Below are 14,465 nucleotides of genomic sequence, written 5' to 3'. Positions count from 1 at the left end.
AGGAAGGCGCCGATGCCCGTCCGGAACGCGGCATCCAGCCTGCCCGGGTCCGGCACGCCCGGTTCAGGCGCCTGCTCTGCCGCCGCCGGTCCGGGCGGCGAGAGCCGTCAGTTCTGCTTCAGCTCCTCGGCGAGCATCACAAGGATGCCGCTGGGACCGCGGAGATACGTGAGTTTGTAGACGTCCTCATAGTTCGCCACACCGCGAAGCGGACGGCATCCGTGCTTTGCGGCCGTCTCAAGGGCTTTGTCGATGTCGTCGACGGAGAAGGCGACGCGATGCATGCCGATCTCGTTGGGACGAGTGGGCTCCGACTCGATCGCTTCGGGGTGGATGTACTCGAAAAGTTCAAGGCGGCCGTGACCGTCCGGCGTCTGGAGCATCGCGATGTCGGCGTGATTGCCATCGAGGCCGACGGCCGTGTCGGTCCACTCACCACTGACAGTGTCACGGCCGACGATCGTGAGTCCCAGGTCGGTGAAGAAGGAGATCGCCGCTTCGAGGTCCCGAACGGCGATGCCGACGTTCTCAAGTTTGATGGCCATGCCGCATGTTACCGAGCCCGGCCGACCCTGGTGATGAGTTCTCGCGTCCGCACCCGTCACACCTGCGACGGGACACGACGAGGCGGAGGGATGACGTGATGAGCGCGGACACACGGCTGGAGGAGCTGGGCGTGAGCGGGCTCGGCGAGGTCGACGAACCGACTTTCTCGGGGCTGGCCGAGCGGCACCGGCGGGAGCTGCACGTGCACTGCTACCGGATGCTGGGGTCGTTCGAGGACGCCGAGGACACCGTTCAGGAGACGTTCCTGCGTGCCTGGCGGCGGCGGGAGACTTTCGAGGGACGGTCGACGTTCCGGGCCTGGCTGTACCGGATCGCCACCAACGCCTGCCTGGACCTGCTGGCCAAGCGCCGCCCTCAGCCCGCGACCGGCGGCGAGGTGCTGTGGCTTCAGCCCTACCCGGACCGGCTGCTCGACGAGCTGCCTGCCGGTGACGCGGAGGAGCCGGAGAGCGTCGCCGTCGCGCGGGAGACGATCGAGCTGGCGTACCTGGTCGCGGTCCAGCACCTCGCGCCGCGCCCGCGGGCCGTGCTGATCCTCAGGGACGTGCTCGGCTGGCCGGCGAAGGACGTCGCGGAGCTCCTCGGGGACTCGGTCAACTCCGTGAACAGCGCGCTCCAGCGGGCCCGCGCCGGCATGCGGGAGCATCTGCCCGCCGAACGGCAGGACTGGACCGGCGGCGATGAGGACGCCGGGACTCGCGAGCTGATTCGCCGCTTCACCGACGCCAGCATCGCCACGGACATCCCGGCGCTCGCCTCGATGCTGCGCGACGACGTCCGCTGCTCGATGCCACCCACCCCGGGCCTGCATATCGGCCGCGACACGGTCGTGAACAGCTGGATCGAGGACGGCTTCGAGGGCATGACCGGTCTGCGGGCCGTCCCCACCTCCGTGAACCGGCAGCCCGCCGTCGCCTTCTACCTCTGGCAGGAGCGGGAGGGCGCGTACCTGCCACTGACGATCGACGTCCTGCGCGTCACCGGCGGGGCCATCACCGAGATCGTCACCTTCCACGACGACCGGTTCCCGCGGCTCGGGCTCCCGGAGCGCCTCCCGCCGGAGGGCGCGGAGTAGTCCCGGTGCCGACGCTCGCGTCGGCACCGGGGCACGCGTGCCGCGGTCACTTCGCCTCGCACTCACCCTTCGGGCAATTGCCGTGCCCCGCCTCGCTGTTCGACCAGCAGTCATGACGTCGGTCCGGGGCGGTCCGGCAGTGCTTCGTTACTTCTGGATGGTGATGCCCTTGGGGTTGAGGTGGGAGATGTTGCCGCTCTCGGTCCCGTCGGACGGGTCGATCACGCAGTCGATGAGTGCCGGCGTGCCCGACGCCAGCGCCTCGCGCAGGAGCGTGGCCACCTCATCCGGTGTCGTCGCCTGATGCCCCTTGCCGCCGAACGCCTTCATCATGACGTCGTGTCGGGCCGTGAGGGCGGTCGGTGCCGGGTCGGACGAAGGGGAGGCCTCGTTGCCGCGGTAGACGCCGCTGTTGTTGAGCACGACGGTGACGATGGGGAGGTTGTAGCGGCAGATGGTCTCGACCTCCATACCGCTGAATCCGAAGGCGCTGTCGCCCTCGATGGCCACGACCGGAGCGCCGGTCTCGACGGCGGTGGCGATGGCGTAACCCATGCCGATGCCCATGACGCCCCAGGTGCCGCTGTCCAGCCGGTGCCGCGGCACCTGCATGCCGATCGTGTTGCGGGCGAGGTCGAGTGCGTTGGCGCCCTCGTTGACGACGTAGGCCTGGGGGTGCTCCTGCAGCACGTCGCGGATCGCCTGCAGCGCACCCAGGAACTTCATCGGATGTGCGCTCGCGGCGGCCTCGAGGCGGCCGGCCATCTTCTCGACGTTCTGCGCCGAGCGGGCGTCGAGTTCCTCGCGCCACTGCGCCGGCACCGTGATCGCGCCCGCCTTGTTCCGCTCGGTCAGGGCCTCCATCACCGACCCGACGTCACCCACCAGCGGCGCCGCGATGGGCTGGTTGCTGTCCATCTCGGAAGCGGCGATGTCGACCTGGATGAACTTGGCCTGCGGATTCCACTGCGGCGCTTCGCCGTGCCCCAGGAGCCAGTTGAGCCGCGCGCCGACGAGCATCACGACGTCTGCCTTGCGGAGCGCGAGCGAGCGGGCGGTGGCCGCCGAGCCCGCGTGGTCGTCGGGAAGGAGGCCCTTCGCCATCGACATCGGGAGGTAGGGGATTCCCGTGGTCTCGATGAATTCCCGGATCTGCTCGTCCGCCTGTGCGTAGGCCGCGCCCTTGCCGAGCACGATCAGCGGCCGCTCGGCGTTGGCGAGCAGGCCCATCGCGCGGTCGACGGCTTCCTGGTCGGGCAGCTGGCGCGGCGCCGGGTCGACGACCGGCCACAGTGATGCGGCGCCCTTCTCCGCGTCCATGACTTCGCCCAGCACTGCGGCCGGGATGTCGAGGTAGACCCCGCCCGGGCGCCCGGAGACGGCGGTGCGGATGGCGCGGGCCAGGCCGCGGCCGATGTCCTCCGCGCGGTGGACGCGGTAGGCCGCCTTGGCGAAGGGTTTGGCCGCAGCCAGCTGGTCCATTTCCTCGTAGTCGCCGCGCTGCAGGTCGACGAGGTGCCGTTCGCTGGATCCGGAGATCTGGACCATCGGGAAGCAGTTCGTGGTGGCGTTGGCCAGCCCCACCAGCCCGTTGAGGAAGCCCGGTGCGGACACCGTCAGACAGATCCCCGGCTTCTTCGTCAGGAAGCCGGCTGCTGCCGCGGCGTGTCCGGCGTCGCTCTCGTGGCGGAAGCCTATGTAGCGGATACCGGCTCCCTGCGCGACGCGCGCCAGGTCGGTGATCGGGATGCCGACGACCCCGTAGATGGTCTCCACGCCGTTGAGTTTGAGCGCATCGACGACGAGATGAATACCGTCGGTGACATCGGGGTGGTCGGCCCCCTCTGCCTCTGTGCCCGGTACGGAAGCGGCGGTCATGGTGAGGACCCTCCCTGGATGGTGCGCTCGACTCAAGGAATACTGCATACAGTATGCTCGTCTCAGGTGGGCTGGCAAGGATCGCGTCGAGCGCTCGAGATGCGGTTCCGCCCCGGCGGTGGAGCGCCACCGCCGGCGGCGCTCCACCGGTATGCGCACCCCGGTGAGCGCGAATGGCAGCACACGGCCGTCCCACGCGACGCAGTGATCACCGACCGAGGCCGTCAGGGCGGATCCTGACGGTGGTAGAGGACGGGTGGTGGCAGCCCGGGATGAGCGCCGCCTTCCTCCCCGGCCCCGGTCCCCGCCGGGCCGGGGCGGGTGGTGCCGTACCCCGTCGGTTGTATGCGGGCGCGCGAGCGTACGCCCCGGAGCGGAGACCAAAGATCCACCTGGAGACCGCCGAAACCACGGGCCTCGTCCTTCTAGGGTTCGAGCATGGATCTGCGACAGAGCCGTGGGATACGGCGGCCTCGGCTCTCAGCCCGGTTTCGCGGCACGGCACGCGGCGGCTGGAGACGGTGGCTCGCGGGCGCAGCCGCCGTCGTCACGCTCGCCGGTGCGGGCACGTGGAACGCGGTGGCGTCCGACGGGCGGCCGCCCGTCCACCGGGCGGACCGCGCGTTCGACATGCCGGGGGCGCGCATCGACACCTCGTACTTCACCTCGGGTTCCCGGTCCGAGAAGCGGCCCGCGGTGCTCCTCGGCCACGGCTTCGGCGGAAGCAAGGACGCGGTGCGGGCGCAGGCACAGAACCTCGCCCGCGAGGGATACGCCGTACTGACCTGGTCGGCACGCGGATTCGGGGACTCGACGGGCAACATCGGCCTCAACGACCCGGAGCACGAGGTCGCGGACGTCTCCCGCCTGATCGACTGGCTGGCCCGGCGTCCCGAAGTGCGGCTCGACAAGAGCGGCGATCCGCGGGTCGGAGTGGCCGGGGCCTCCTACGGCGGCGCGATCGCCCTGCTCGCTGCCGGACACGACGACCGGATCGACGCCGTCGCGCCGCGGATGACCTACTGGAACCTGGCAGACGCCCTGTTCCCGGACGGGGTCTTCAAGAAGCTCTGGGCCGGCGTCTTCTTCGGCACGGGCTCCCCGGCGGGCGGCTGCGGCCGCTTCGAGGCGGAGCTGTGCGAGATGTACGAGCGGGTGGCGGTCAGCGGCAAGCCGGACGCCGCCGCCCGTGAACTGCTCGAGGCGCGCAGCCCGTCCGCCGTCGCGGACCGGATCAAGGTTCCCGCGCTGATCGCCCAGGGGCAGAGCGACTCCCTCTTCCCGCTCGGCCAGGCCGACGCCATGGCCGAGGCGATCCGTGCCAACGGGGCGCCCGTCTCGGTCGACTGGTTCGCGGGCGGGCACGACGGCGGCGATCTGGAGACGGCCCGTCTCGACACCCGTACGACGGCCTGGTTCGACCGCCATCTGAAGGGCGACAAGGGCACGGACACCGGACCGGCCTTCCGTGTCACCAGAACCGGAGGGATGGACTCCACGGACGGCAGCCTGCAGACACGAGGCGCCACCGGTGCCACCTATCCCGGGCTGACCAGCGGTGCCCGCCCGGTCGCCCTCGACGCCGCGCAGCAACGCTTCGAGAACCCGCCGGGCGCGGGGCCGCCTTCGATCTCGTCCGTTCCCAGCCTCGGCAGCGGCCTCTCGCAGCTGTCCTCCCTGGGCGTCGGCGGGCTGAACCTCGACTTCCCGGGGCAGCACGCGCGCTTCGACTCCCGGCCGTTGAAGAACTCTCTGCGCATCACGGGGTCTCCCACGGTCAAGGTGCGGGTGACGTCCGACCGTGCCGAGGACGCCGTGCTCTTCGCGAAGGTGTACGACGTCGGGCCGGACGGCAGCCGGACGCTGCCTTCCCAACTCGTCTCCCCCGTCAGGGTCGACGGCGTGCGGAAGGGCCGGACCGTGGAACTGCGACTGCCCGCCGTGGACCACGAGGTCGAGGCGGGCCACCGGCTCCGGCTCGTCCTCGCCGCCACCGACCTCGGCTACGCGTCCCCCGCCGAACCGAACTCGTACACCGCCTCGGTGAAGAGCGGGCTGAGCATTCCCACCGCTCGCGGTGTCACCACCGAAGCCGCCCCGCTGCCCGCGTGGGTGTGGGGTCTCCCCCTCGCCGCCGGTGCCGTTGCCGCGGTCCTGCTGGTGACCGGAGGACGGCGCCGCACCACCCCGGCACCGGCCCCCGATCCGGAGCTTGCCGAAGTCCCCCTGGAGGTCGCCGGGCTGACGAAGCGCTACGGGAAGTCCGCCGACCGGTACGCCGTACGCGACCTGTCCTTCCGCGTCGAGAAGGGCCAGGTGCTCGGCCTCCTCGGCCCGAACGGCGCGGGCAAGACCACCGCCCTGCGCATGCTGATGGGCCTGGTCACGCCCGACAAGGGCGAGATCCGGGTCTACGGGCACGCCGTGCGGCCCGGGGCACCGGTGCTCTCGCGGGTCGGCGCCTTCGTGGAGGGCGGAGGCTTCCTCCCCCACCTGTCCGGGCGGGCCAACCTGGAGCTGTACTGGGCGGCGACGGGCCGTCCCGCGAGGGACTCCCACGTCGAGGAGGCCCTGGAGATCGCCGGTCTCGGAGACGCGATCCAACGCGCAGTGCGCACCTACTCCCAGGGCATGCGGCAACGCCTCGCCATCGCCCAGGCCATGCTCGGCCTGCCTGATCTGCTCGTCCTCGACGAACCGACCAACGGACTCGATCCTCCGCAGATCCGCGAGATGCGCGAAGTCATGATCAGGTACGCCGCGCATGGCCGCACCGTGATCGTCTCCTCTCACCTGCTGGCCGAGGTGGAGCAGACCTGCACCCACCTCGTCGTCATGGACCGCGGGCGCCTGGTGCAGGCGGGCGCGGTCGCGGAGATCACCGGCTCCGGCGAGACGCTGCTCGTCGGAGTCGACGGCCCGCCCCTTCCGGACGCAGTGGTGGGGAAGGTGGCGGGGCTGCCGGGCGTCGTCTCCGCCATGCGGTCCGAGGACGGCCTGCTCGTACGGCTGGGCGGAGCGAGCCCGTCCCAACTGCTCGCGGAACTCGTCGGAATGGAGATCCCCGTGAACGGCCTGGGTCCGCACCGCCGACTGGAGGACGCCTTCCTCACCCTGATCGAAGGAGAGACCCCGTGACCGCCCAGTCGGAGACCGCGCCCGGCTACCGGCCGGGCCGCACCCTCCCCTTCCGCGTCGAGGCCGTACGGCAACTGCGCCGCCGCCGCACGGCCGTGGTGGCGGTGATCCTGGCCGTCCTCCCCTTCGTCCTCGTCGTGGCCTTCGCGATCGGCGGGGGAGGCGACGGCGGTGACGGCGCCGGCCAGGAGCGGCGGATCGACCTGACGGACACCGCCACCGTCTCCGGACTCAACTTCGCCACTTCGGCGCTGTTCCTCTCGGCGGGCTTCCTGCTGGTCATCCCGGTGGCACTGTTCTTCGGAGACACCGTCGCCTCGGAGGCCGGCTGGTCCTCGCTGCGCTATCTGCTCGCCGCACCCGTGCCCCGCACACGGCTGCTGTGGAGCAAGCTCGTGGTGGCGCTGGCCTTCAGCCTGGCCGCGATCGTGCTGCTGCCTGCCATCTCCCTGGCCGTCGGCACGGTCGCCTACGGCTGGCACCCGCTCCAGAGCCCGACGGGCAGCTCGACTCCCGCCACCGACGCCCTGTTCAGGCTCGCGCTCGCCGTCGCTTATGTCTTCGTCTCCCAACTGGTCACCGCCGGACTTGCGTTCTGGCTCTCCACCATCACGGACGCGCCCCTGGGCGCGGTCGGCGGAGCAGTCGGGCTGACCATCGTCGGCAACCTCCTGGACGCGGTCGAAGCCCTCGGCTCCTGGCGGGAGTTCCTGCCCGCGCACTGGCAGTACGCATGGGCGGACGCGGTACAGCCGCAGCTGGAGTGGACGGGGATGATCAAAGGCACTTCCGTTTCCGTGGCCTGTGCTCTGGTGTTCTTCGCCCTCGCGTTCCGGGGGTTCGCCCGGAAGGACGTCGTTTCCTGAACCGCCCACTGCACCCGCCGAGCCGCCCCCCGTGGGTGCTCAACCACCCCTGCCGCGAAGGCCGGTGACGTCTCCTCGGCTGACCGCCGCGGCTGATTCCGGCCACCGCTCACCGGCCTCCAGCCCGTTCGTCCCCCTGCGCCGCTGGTCCCTCGTGTGGTTCCTGGCTGACCGAGTGTTGTGGCTTCGTGCGGGAAAGCCGCAGGCCGGGCTGCCAACGTCCCCTTGAGGATCCGCTCTTGACGGATATGCCCGTTGCAGCGCACCGGTGGGACAACACCCTGGCCGGGAAGTGCCGACGCTGCTACTTTGGCTCAGCCATTCGACCAATCTATCGGGGGCTCTCACACATACGGAGCGCCAATGAACGACAGCAGGCAGGACACGGCGGCGACCACCGCCGGCTCGGCCCCTCACAAGCTGCCGGTCAGGACCCTCGTCGCGGCCAGCATCGGCAACGCCATCGAGTGGTACGACTGGACCGTCTATGCGACGTTCCTCATCTACTTCGCGACGCAGTTCTTTCCTGCGGACAACCCCGAGCTCGCTCTGGTGAACACGACGGCGACGTACGCGGTCGCCTTCTTCTTCCGCCCGGTCGGCGGGTGGGTGCTGGGCCGCTTCGCCGATGTCCGCGGCCGCAAGGCGGCCATGATCCTGACCATCCTGCTGATGGCGGGCGGCTCGCTGGCGATAGGACTGCTGCCCACCTACGAGCAGGTCGGCTGGCTGGCTCCGATCCTGCTGCTGCTGGCCCGCATCTCACAGGGCATGTCGCTCGGCGGTGAGGTCTCCAACGCCTCCGCGTATCTGGCCGAGATCGCCCCCCGGGGCCACCGGGGCCGGTACTCGTCCTTCTTCTACATCTCGACCGGCTCGGCGCTGCTGGTCGCATCGCTGCTGGGGGTCTTCCTCTCGTCCGTACTGACCGACGGCCAGCTCCGCGACTACGGATGGCGTATCCCGTTCATCATCGGCGGGCTGCTCGCCGTCGTGGGCGTGTACCTGCGGCGCACCATCTCCGAGACCGAGCAGTTCGAGCAGAACAAGAACAAGGCCGTGCGCACCAAGCGGCCCCTGCTGACCACGATCACCAAGCATCCCAAGGCGGTCGGACAGCTGGTCGGCATCACACTGCTGAACACGCTGAACTACTACGTGTTCTTCAGCGCGCTCACGCCGTACGCCGTGAAGACCCAAGGAGCCGACGACAACGACGTGTTCATCGCGCTCTCGGTCGGAACGGCGCTGTTCATCGCACTGCAGTATCCGTGCGGCAAGCTGTCGGACCGGTTCGGACGCAAGCCGCAGCTGCTGTTCTGGTCCGCGGCACTCGCCTGCCTGGTGATCCCGCTGTCCATGCTCATCACCCCCGGAGCCGGGCTGCTGCGACTGCTGGTCGTCTTCTGCACGGGCCTGGGCCTGTACGCCCTGATGTCCTCCATCGCGCCGGCCATCATGAGCGAGCTGTTCCCCACCGAGCTGCGCGGCGTGGGCATCGGCGCCTGGTACAACATCACGGTCGCGACCTTCGGCGGCACGGCGCCTCTGGTGATCACCTCCCTGTCCAACGCAGGCCGCCCCGACCTGTTCTTCGTCTACGTCACCGCCGGCGCGGTCGTCGCGTTCCTGACGATCTTCTCGCTGCGCGAGACCGCCCACGAGGCGCTCCGGTGACCTCCGTACTCGACCTCCTCACCGAGCTGGTGCGGCGGAGGACGGTGGCCTCCGGCGAGGGCGCCCTGGCTGCGCTGTGCGCCGGCCTGCTGCGCGGCAACGGCTTCGAGGTGTCCACGCCCGGCTGGGAGGAGGGACGCGAACAACTCGTCGCCCGTACCGGCTCGGGCTCCGCCCCGCTCACGGTGACGGGGCACCTCGACACCGTCCCCGCCGACCCCGCGCAGTGGACCGTCGACCCGTGGGCGGCGGAACGGGACGGGGACCGCGTGGTCGGGCGCGGCACCAGCGACATGAAATCGGGGGTGGCCGCCGCCGTCGCCGCCGCAGTCGACCACGCCGCGCGGCCACACGACTGCCGCGGCCTTCAGCTGGTTCTGACCGCCGGGGAGGAGACCGGCTGCACCGGAGCGCTCCGTCTGCGGCGCTCGTCGCTCGCGCCGGGAGGCCCGCTGCTCGTGGCCGAGCCGACGGCCAACCGTCTCGTCCTCGGCCACAAGGGCGCGCACTGGATGCGGCTGACCGCCACAGGCCGCGCCGCGCACGGTTCGGCGCCCCAGCTCGGCGACAACGCCGTCGTGCGGCTGGCCCGGGTCGCCGGAGCGCTGCACGACCACGATGCCTGGCCCTCCCACGCGACGTTCGGCCCGGTGACCGCGAACGTGGGTCTGCTGCGCGGCGGCGTCCAGCCCAACGTCGTGCCCGACTTCGCGGAGATGCTCCTCGACGTCCGCACCGTCCCGGGGCTGGACGGTGACGACGTGCGCTCCCTCGTCACCGGACTGGCCGGCGACGGGGTCCGGGTCGACGACCATGTGGTGCTGCCCGTCGTCGACACCGACGAGCACGACCCGTTCGCCGGTCTCGTGCGCGAGGCTCTGGTCGCCGCCGGCGAGGAGGACGAACCCCACTCCCCCGCCCGGTACTTCACGGACGCCTCGGTGCTCGCGCGACTGCTCGCTCCGTCCGGGGACGACCGCCCGGCGCCCACGGTCGTGCTCGGGCCGGGCGAGCCCGACCAGTGCCACGTCGTCGACGAGTGGTGCTCGGCGTCCAAGGTCGAGGCCGCCGCCGAGGTCTACCGCCGGCTGTTCGACAGGTGGTGCCGCGACCGGTGACGCCCGAAGCGGCCAGGTGGCGGGAGTGCGCAGCAGCACAGGAAGCGGCCTCCCGACGCCGGCACCGTGAGCGCACTCCTGGCCTCAGGACGCCGGGGCGGCGGCCGCGGCTGCTGCGCTCACGGACCCGGGAGGCTCTGCCCGGGCGCCCGCACCGGACGGAGGACCGAGGACCGAGAGCCGAGAGCCGAGAACCCCAGCCCCGGGGGAACAATATCTGTGCCCGCGAGTTGAGGGTGTGCCCCGCGGGGCGGGCAGTGTTCCTGGCGCGGCGGACAGAGTGTAATTATTCGGCGCACGCAGGCCCGCGGGCGCATGCTACTGTCGGCGTCAGTTGCAGTCTTGGTTCCCAAAACTTTCGACGCCTTCGGCGGTGTTCCTGCCACTGGAAGCGCTCTTGTATTTCCGGATGATTCTCCGGACGGGGCATCATCGCAGCGACCCGGTATCCGCGCACTGCGGTTCCCGGCGCATCGCCCCGAAGGAGATATGACATGGCATCAGGCACCGTGAAGTGGTTCAACGCGGCCAAGGGTTTCGGCTTCATCGAGCAGGACGGCGGTGGCGCCGACGTCTTCGCCCACTTCTCCAACATCGCCGCCGAGGGCTACCGTGAGCTGCTCGAAGGCCAGAAGGTCACATTTGAGATCGCACCGGGCAAGAAGGGCCTCACGGCCGAGAACATCGTGCCCACCTGACGCCGACCGCGACCGGGACCCGCACCCCCCGGGACGTGGAGACCGGCTGCGGGGATTCCGCGCGGTGGTTGATCCGTGGACAAGACCTCTCTGCAGCGGCACGGGGCTCCTCTGATCTGCCCCCGTTCGATGTCCTCGATTCCCCCTCAATGACGTCGCCCATTTCTTCACCCGAAATCCAACGGATTCACCGCAGTCCAGATTCTCGTTTCAATCCGGCTCGTTCTTGTGATTCCCCGCGATATTCTTCCGCTGCGGGAATTTCCTTGATGCGTGCCGTATCAAGGAAGGTTCTGAATGAACCCCGCACGTACGAACAACCGCTCCTCCCGCAGGCGCACCGGCGGACCCGCTGCCGGCGCCGGCTCCGGCCGGGGCGGCCGCTTCGCCCCGAAGACGCCGAACCGTTCCGGGGGTCCGCGCCGGCCGGACGGCCGGGGCCGGCGGCCCGCAGCGGTCCAGGGCGAGTTCGCCCTGCCGAAGACGATCACCCCCGCGCTGCCCGCCGTGGAGGCGTTCGCCGACCTCGACATCACCGAGCGGCTGCTGGCCGCGCTGTCCGCACAAGGTGTGAGCGTCCCGTTCCCGATCCAGGGCGCGACCCTGCCCGACACCCTCGCCGGTCGCGACGCCCTGGGACGCGGGCGCACCGGCTCCGGCAAGACCCTCGCCTTCGGCCTGGCCCTGCTGGCCCGCACCGCCGGACAGCGCGCCGAGCCCCGCCAACCGCTGGCCTTGGTCCTCGTACCGACGCGTGAGCTGGCACAGCAGGTGACCGACGCTCTCGCCCCCTACGCCCGCTCGGTGCAGCTGCGCATGGCCACCGTCGTCGGCGGAATGTCGATCAGCAGGCAGGTCAGTGCGCTGCGAGGCGGCGCCGAGGTCGTCGTCGCGACGCCGGGCCGCCTCATGGACCTCATCGACCGCGGCGACTGCCGGCTGAACCAGGTTGAGATCACCGTCCTGGACGAGGCCGACCAGATGGCCGACATGGGCTTCATGCCCCAGGTCACCGCGCTCCTGGACCAGGTCCGCCCCGAGGGCCAGCGGATGCTGTTCTCCGCGACCCTCGACCGCAATGTCGATCTCCTCGTCCGCCGTTACCTCACCGACCCGGTCGTGCACTCCGTCGACCCGTCGGCGAATGCGGTGGCCACGATGGAACATCACGTCCTGCACGTCCACGGGACCGACAAGCACCGGACGACGACGCAGATCGCGGCGCGCGAAGGCCGGGTGATCATGTTCCTGGACACCAAGCGCGCCGTCGACCGGCTGACGCGGGACCTGCTGAAGAGCGGCGTTCGCGCCGCCGCGCTGCACGGCGGCAAGTCGCAGCCGCAACGCACCCGGACCCTGGCCCAGTTCAAGTCCGGTGAGGTCACCGTGCTCGTGGCGACGAACGTCGCGGCGCGCGGCATCCATGTCGACAACCTCGAACTCGTCGTCAACGTCGACCCGCCGACCGACCACAAGGACTACCTGCACCGCGGCGGGCGTACCGCGCGCGCGGGCGAGTCCGGCAGAGTCGTCACCCTGGTCACTCCCGACCAGCGCCGCGACATGACCCGCCTCATGGCGGCCGCCGGCATCGTGCCCGAGACCACCCCCGTCCGCTCCGGCGAAGAGGCACTCACCCGGATCACCGGCGCCCAGGCCCCGTCCGGCATCCCCGTGACGATCAAAGCGCCGGTGACCGAGCAGCGTAAGCGCGGGTCGGCTCCACGCCGCCGACGCGGCTCCGCCTCGGGGGCGCGGCGCGGGAACGTGCGGCGGTCCTCCGTCGACGCTGCGGCATAGGCACTTCGTGATCCGGAAGCCGGCCACCATGCAGGAGGCACCTGTTGACGCCGCTTCGAATACGGCCGTGCCCGACGGCGACCCTGTCCGTCACGGCCGGTGCTCGCTCCTGGCGCCCGCTCGTCTGCGACAACGACGGCCTCCGGCTCGCTGCCCTGCCTGTCGTTGACGGACCGGGCAGCGCTCCGGGCGGCCTCCGCCGACTGCTGACAGTTCACTGCCGCAGCACCCGTCCCCCTTGGCCCTTCTCCCCTGTGAGGCACCATGCGCTGTATCATCGCCCGCTTCCCCTTCGACCTCACCAAGAGCGGCGTCCTGGAATCGATGAAGGGCGTCAAGCCCGAGCAGGTCTCCGGCGAATCCGTCGTCATCGGCCGCCGCACCTACCCGGCCAAACAGGTCGGGCAGGTCGTCACACGCCAGGACCGCCGCGATTTCAGCGCCGCCGAAGTCCTCCGGGCCATGACCCGGCTCGGCTTCACCTGCCACGGCCTTCCCGCTGCGTCCGCGCCTGCGTCCGCGCCCGCCCTCAGCCCGCTCCAGCAGGCGTCCGCGACGCTCGGCGGGCCTGAGATCAGCTGACCGGCAGGCGCGAGCGGCCCCGGCTGGAAGCGGTGAGGGTCCGGCCCGGAGCCGCCCCGCGCCCTACTCCCTCAGCTCCCCCGACTCCCTCAACTCGTCGGCCCTGGCCCGTATGAGGCGCCGTACGATCAGGGCGGACCGTGAGGGCCGGCCTTCCCGCCGCTGGGTCAGGCACAGGTGGACGGGGTCCGCGTCGCGCAGCGGCAGCCAGACCAGGCCGGAGATGTCGGCCGAGGTCTCGAAGCCGGCGAGGAGCCCGAGTCCGGCTCCCCGCCCGACCATCACCTTCACGGTGCGCGCCGACATGGCCTGGACGACGACGTCGGGGGCGGCGACGTGCCGGTGCAGCATTTCCCACATCACGGTGCCCTTCCGCATGGTGACGACGGGCCAGGCCTCCAGGTCGTGCCAGTGGACGTTGCCGCGCCCGGCGAGGGGATGGTCGGTGCGCGCGTAGATCCCGACGGGAGCCGAGACGAGGGGTATCCGGTGCAGTCCCGTCGCGGCCGGGCTCATCGGCGTCGTGATGACTCCGAAGTCCAGCCCGCCGTCGAGTACGGCGGCCTCGATGTCGCTCGAGGCTCCTTCACGGACGGTGAAGCGCAGTCCGGGATGGTGGCGGCGAAGGTCGCCGATCACGGGAGCGATCACCGTCTCCGCGGTCACCGAGACGCCGCCGATCTGGACCCGTCCGCGATATGCGTCGCTGGATTCCATGGCCGATTCCCGCACCGCGTCCTCGGCCGCGACCAGCCGGCCCAGCGGGTCGAGGAGGGCCTGACCGGCCGGTGTGGGACGCACACCGTGCCGGCTGCGGGTGAGCAGGACGACGTCGAGTTCCTCTTCGAGCAGGGCGATCTGCTGCCCGACGGTGGGCTGGCTCACTCCGCACCGGACGGCCGCCGAACGCAGCGACCCTGTCTCGACGGCGGCAAGGAAGTACCGCGCTCTCTCCACCCGCACCGGCCCACCATAAAGGCAGAACCTTTCACCTGTGAGCTCGGATCGTGCCTTCCCGGCGCCCTCGGAGCGGGGCATTGTGACGAGTGCCCTGGAGACAGGGCCG

General features: G+C 70.7%; 11 protein-coding genes. 8 read left to right on the top strand and 3 right to left on the bottom strand.

The features are described 5' to 3' along the window. Positions 1-107: 107 nt before the first annotated feature. Positions 108-545, bottom strand: a complete 438-nt coding sequence (locus tag H180DRAFT_RS20390; protein ID WP_055487536.1) for a VOC family protein — start codon at positions 543-545, stop codon at positions 108-110. A 98-nt stretch (positions 546-643) separates the two neighbouring features. Between H180DRAFT_RS20390 and H180DRAFT_RS20385 the strand changes: the two genes are divergently transcribed. Further along, a complete protein-coding gene (locus tag H180DRAFT_RS20385; RefSeq protein WP_055487535.1) occupies positions 644-1,642 on the top strand; it encodes an RNA polymerase subunit sigma-70 in 999 nt (332 codons plus the stop codon). Between the two features lie 147 nt (positions 1,643-1,789). Here H180DRAFT_RS20385 and oxc read toward each other — a convergent pair whose 3' ends face one another. Then, entirely contained in the window at positions 1,790-3,520 is a 1,731-nt protein-coding gene (gene oxc / locus H180DRAFT_RS20380; protein WP_055487534.1) for an oxalyl-CoA decarboxylase, read from the bottom strand. Positions 3,521-3,958: 438 nt separating this feature from the next. Here oxc and H180DRAFT_RS20375 point away from each other — a divergent pair, with 438 nt between their 5' ends. The 7 genes from H180DRAFT_RS20375 (at position 3,959) to H180DRAFT_RS20345 (ending at position 13,399) form a co-directional block, all read left to right on the top strand. Next, positions 3,959-6,658, top strand: coding sequence for an alpha/beta fold hydrolase (locus tag H180DRAFT_RS20375; RefSeq protein WP_055487533.1), 2,700 nt, complete (start codon positions 3,959-3,961; stop codon positions 6,656-6,658). Then, positions 6,655-7,524: an ABC transporter permease gene (locus H180DRAFT_RS20370; RefSeq protein WP_055487532.1), complete on the top strand. Its 870-nt coding sequence runs from the start codon at positions 6,655-6,657 to the stop codon at positions 7,522-7,524. Before H180DRAFT_RS20375 ends, H180DRAFT_RS20370 begins: the two co-directional genes overlap by 4 nt. Before the next feature lie 363 nt (positions 7,525-7,887). Then, a complete protein-coding gene (locus H180DRAFT_RS20365) occupies positions 7,888-9,201 on the top strand; it encodes an MFS transporter (protein WP_055487531.1) in 1,314 nt (437 codons plus the stop codon). Then, the gene (locus tag H180DRAFT_RS20360) at positions 9,198-10,319 is read left to right on the top strand and encodes a M20 family metallopeptidase (RefSeq protein WP_055487530.1); all 1,122 of its coding nucleotides are present in this window, start codon (positions 9,198-9,200) and stop codon (positions 10,317-10,319) included. Before H180DRAFT_RS20365 ends, H180DRAFT_RS20360 begins: the two co-directional genes overlap by 4 nt. A gap of 494 nt (positions 10,320-10,813) precedes the next feature. Then, positions 10,814-11,017, top strand: a complete 204-nt coding sequence (locus tag H180DRAFT_RS20355) for a cold-shock protein (RefSeq protein ID WP_055487529.1) — start codon at positions 10,814-10,816, stop codon at positions 11,015-11,017. Between the two features lie 297 nt (positions 11,018-11,314). After that, positions 11,315-12,817, top strand: a complete 1,503-nt coding sequence (locus H180DRAFT_RS20350) for a DEAD/DEAH box helicase (protein ID WP_055487528.1) — start codon at positions 11,315-11,317, stop codon at positions 12,815-12,817. 264 nt (positions 12,818-13,081) lie between these two features. Beyond that, the gene (locus H180DRAFT_RS20345; protein ID WP_055487527.1) at positions 13,082-13,399 is read left to right on the top strand and encodes an SCO5918 family protein; all 318 of its coding nucleotides are present in this window, start codon (positions 13,082-13,084) and stop codon (positions 13,397-13,399) included. Between the two features lie 63 nt (positions 13,400-13,462). Here H180DRAFT_RS20345 and H180DRAFT_RS20340 read toward each other — a convergent pair whose 3' ends face one another. After that, a complete protein-coding gene (locus H180DRAFT_RS20340; protein WP_159033591.1) occupies positions 13,463-14,362 on the bottom strand; it encodes a LysR family transcriptional regulator in 900 nt (299 codons plus the stop codon). Between the last annotated feature and the right edge of the window lie 103 nt (positions 14,363-14,465).

Origin of the sequence: Streptomyces sp. WMMB 322, assembly GCF_900090145.1 — a bacterium.
Classification (GTDB): Bacteria; Actinomycetota; Actinomycetes; order Streptomycetales; family Streptomycetaceae; genus Streptomyces.
This window is presented reverse-complemented; position numbering and strand designations above follow the sequence as displayed.

What these genes read in the sequence shown, in the direction of transcription:
- H180DRAFT_RS20345 (WP_055487527.1), top strand. Translation starts at nt 13,082, where the DNA reads ATGCGCTGTATCATCGCCCGCTTCCCCTTCGACCTCACCAAGAGCGGC.
- oxc (WP_055487534.1), bottom strand. Translation starts at nt 3,520, where the DNA reads ATGACCGCCGCTTCCGTACCGGGCACAGAGGCAGAGGGGGCCGACCAC.
- H180DRAFT_RS20365 (WP_055487531.1), top strand. Translation starts at nt 7,888, where the DNA reads ATGAACGACAGCAGGCAGGACACGGCGGCGACCACCGCCGGCTCGGCC.
- H180DRAFT_RS20375 (WP_055487533.1), top strand. Translation starts at nt 3,959, where the DNA reads ATGGATCTGCGACAGAGCCGTGGGATACGGCGGCCTCGGCTCTCAGCC.
- H180DRAFT_RS20355 (WP_055487529.1), top strand. Translation starts at nt 10,814, where the DNA reads ATGGCATCAGGCACCGTGAAGTGGTTCAACGCGGCCAAGGGTTTCGGC.
- H180DRAFT_RS20350 (WP_055487528.1), top strand. Translation starts at nt 11,315, where the DNA reads ATGAACCCCGCACGTACGAACAACCGCTCCTCCCGCAGGCGCACCGGC.
- H180DRAFT_RS20390 (WP_055487536.1), bottom strand. Translation starts at nt 545, where the DNA reads ATGGCCATCAAACTTGAGAACGTCGGCATCGCCGTTCGGGACCTCGAA.
- H180DRAFT_RS20385 (WP_055487535.1), top strand. Translation starts at nt 644, where the DNA reads ATGAGCGCGGACACACGGCTGGAGGAGCTGGGCGTGAGCGGGCTCGGC.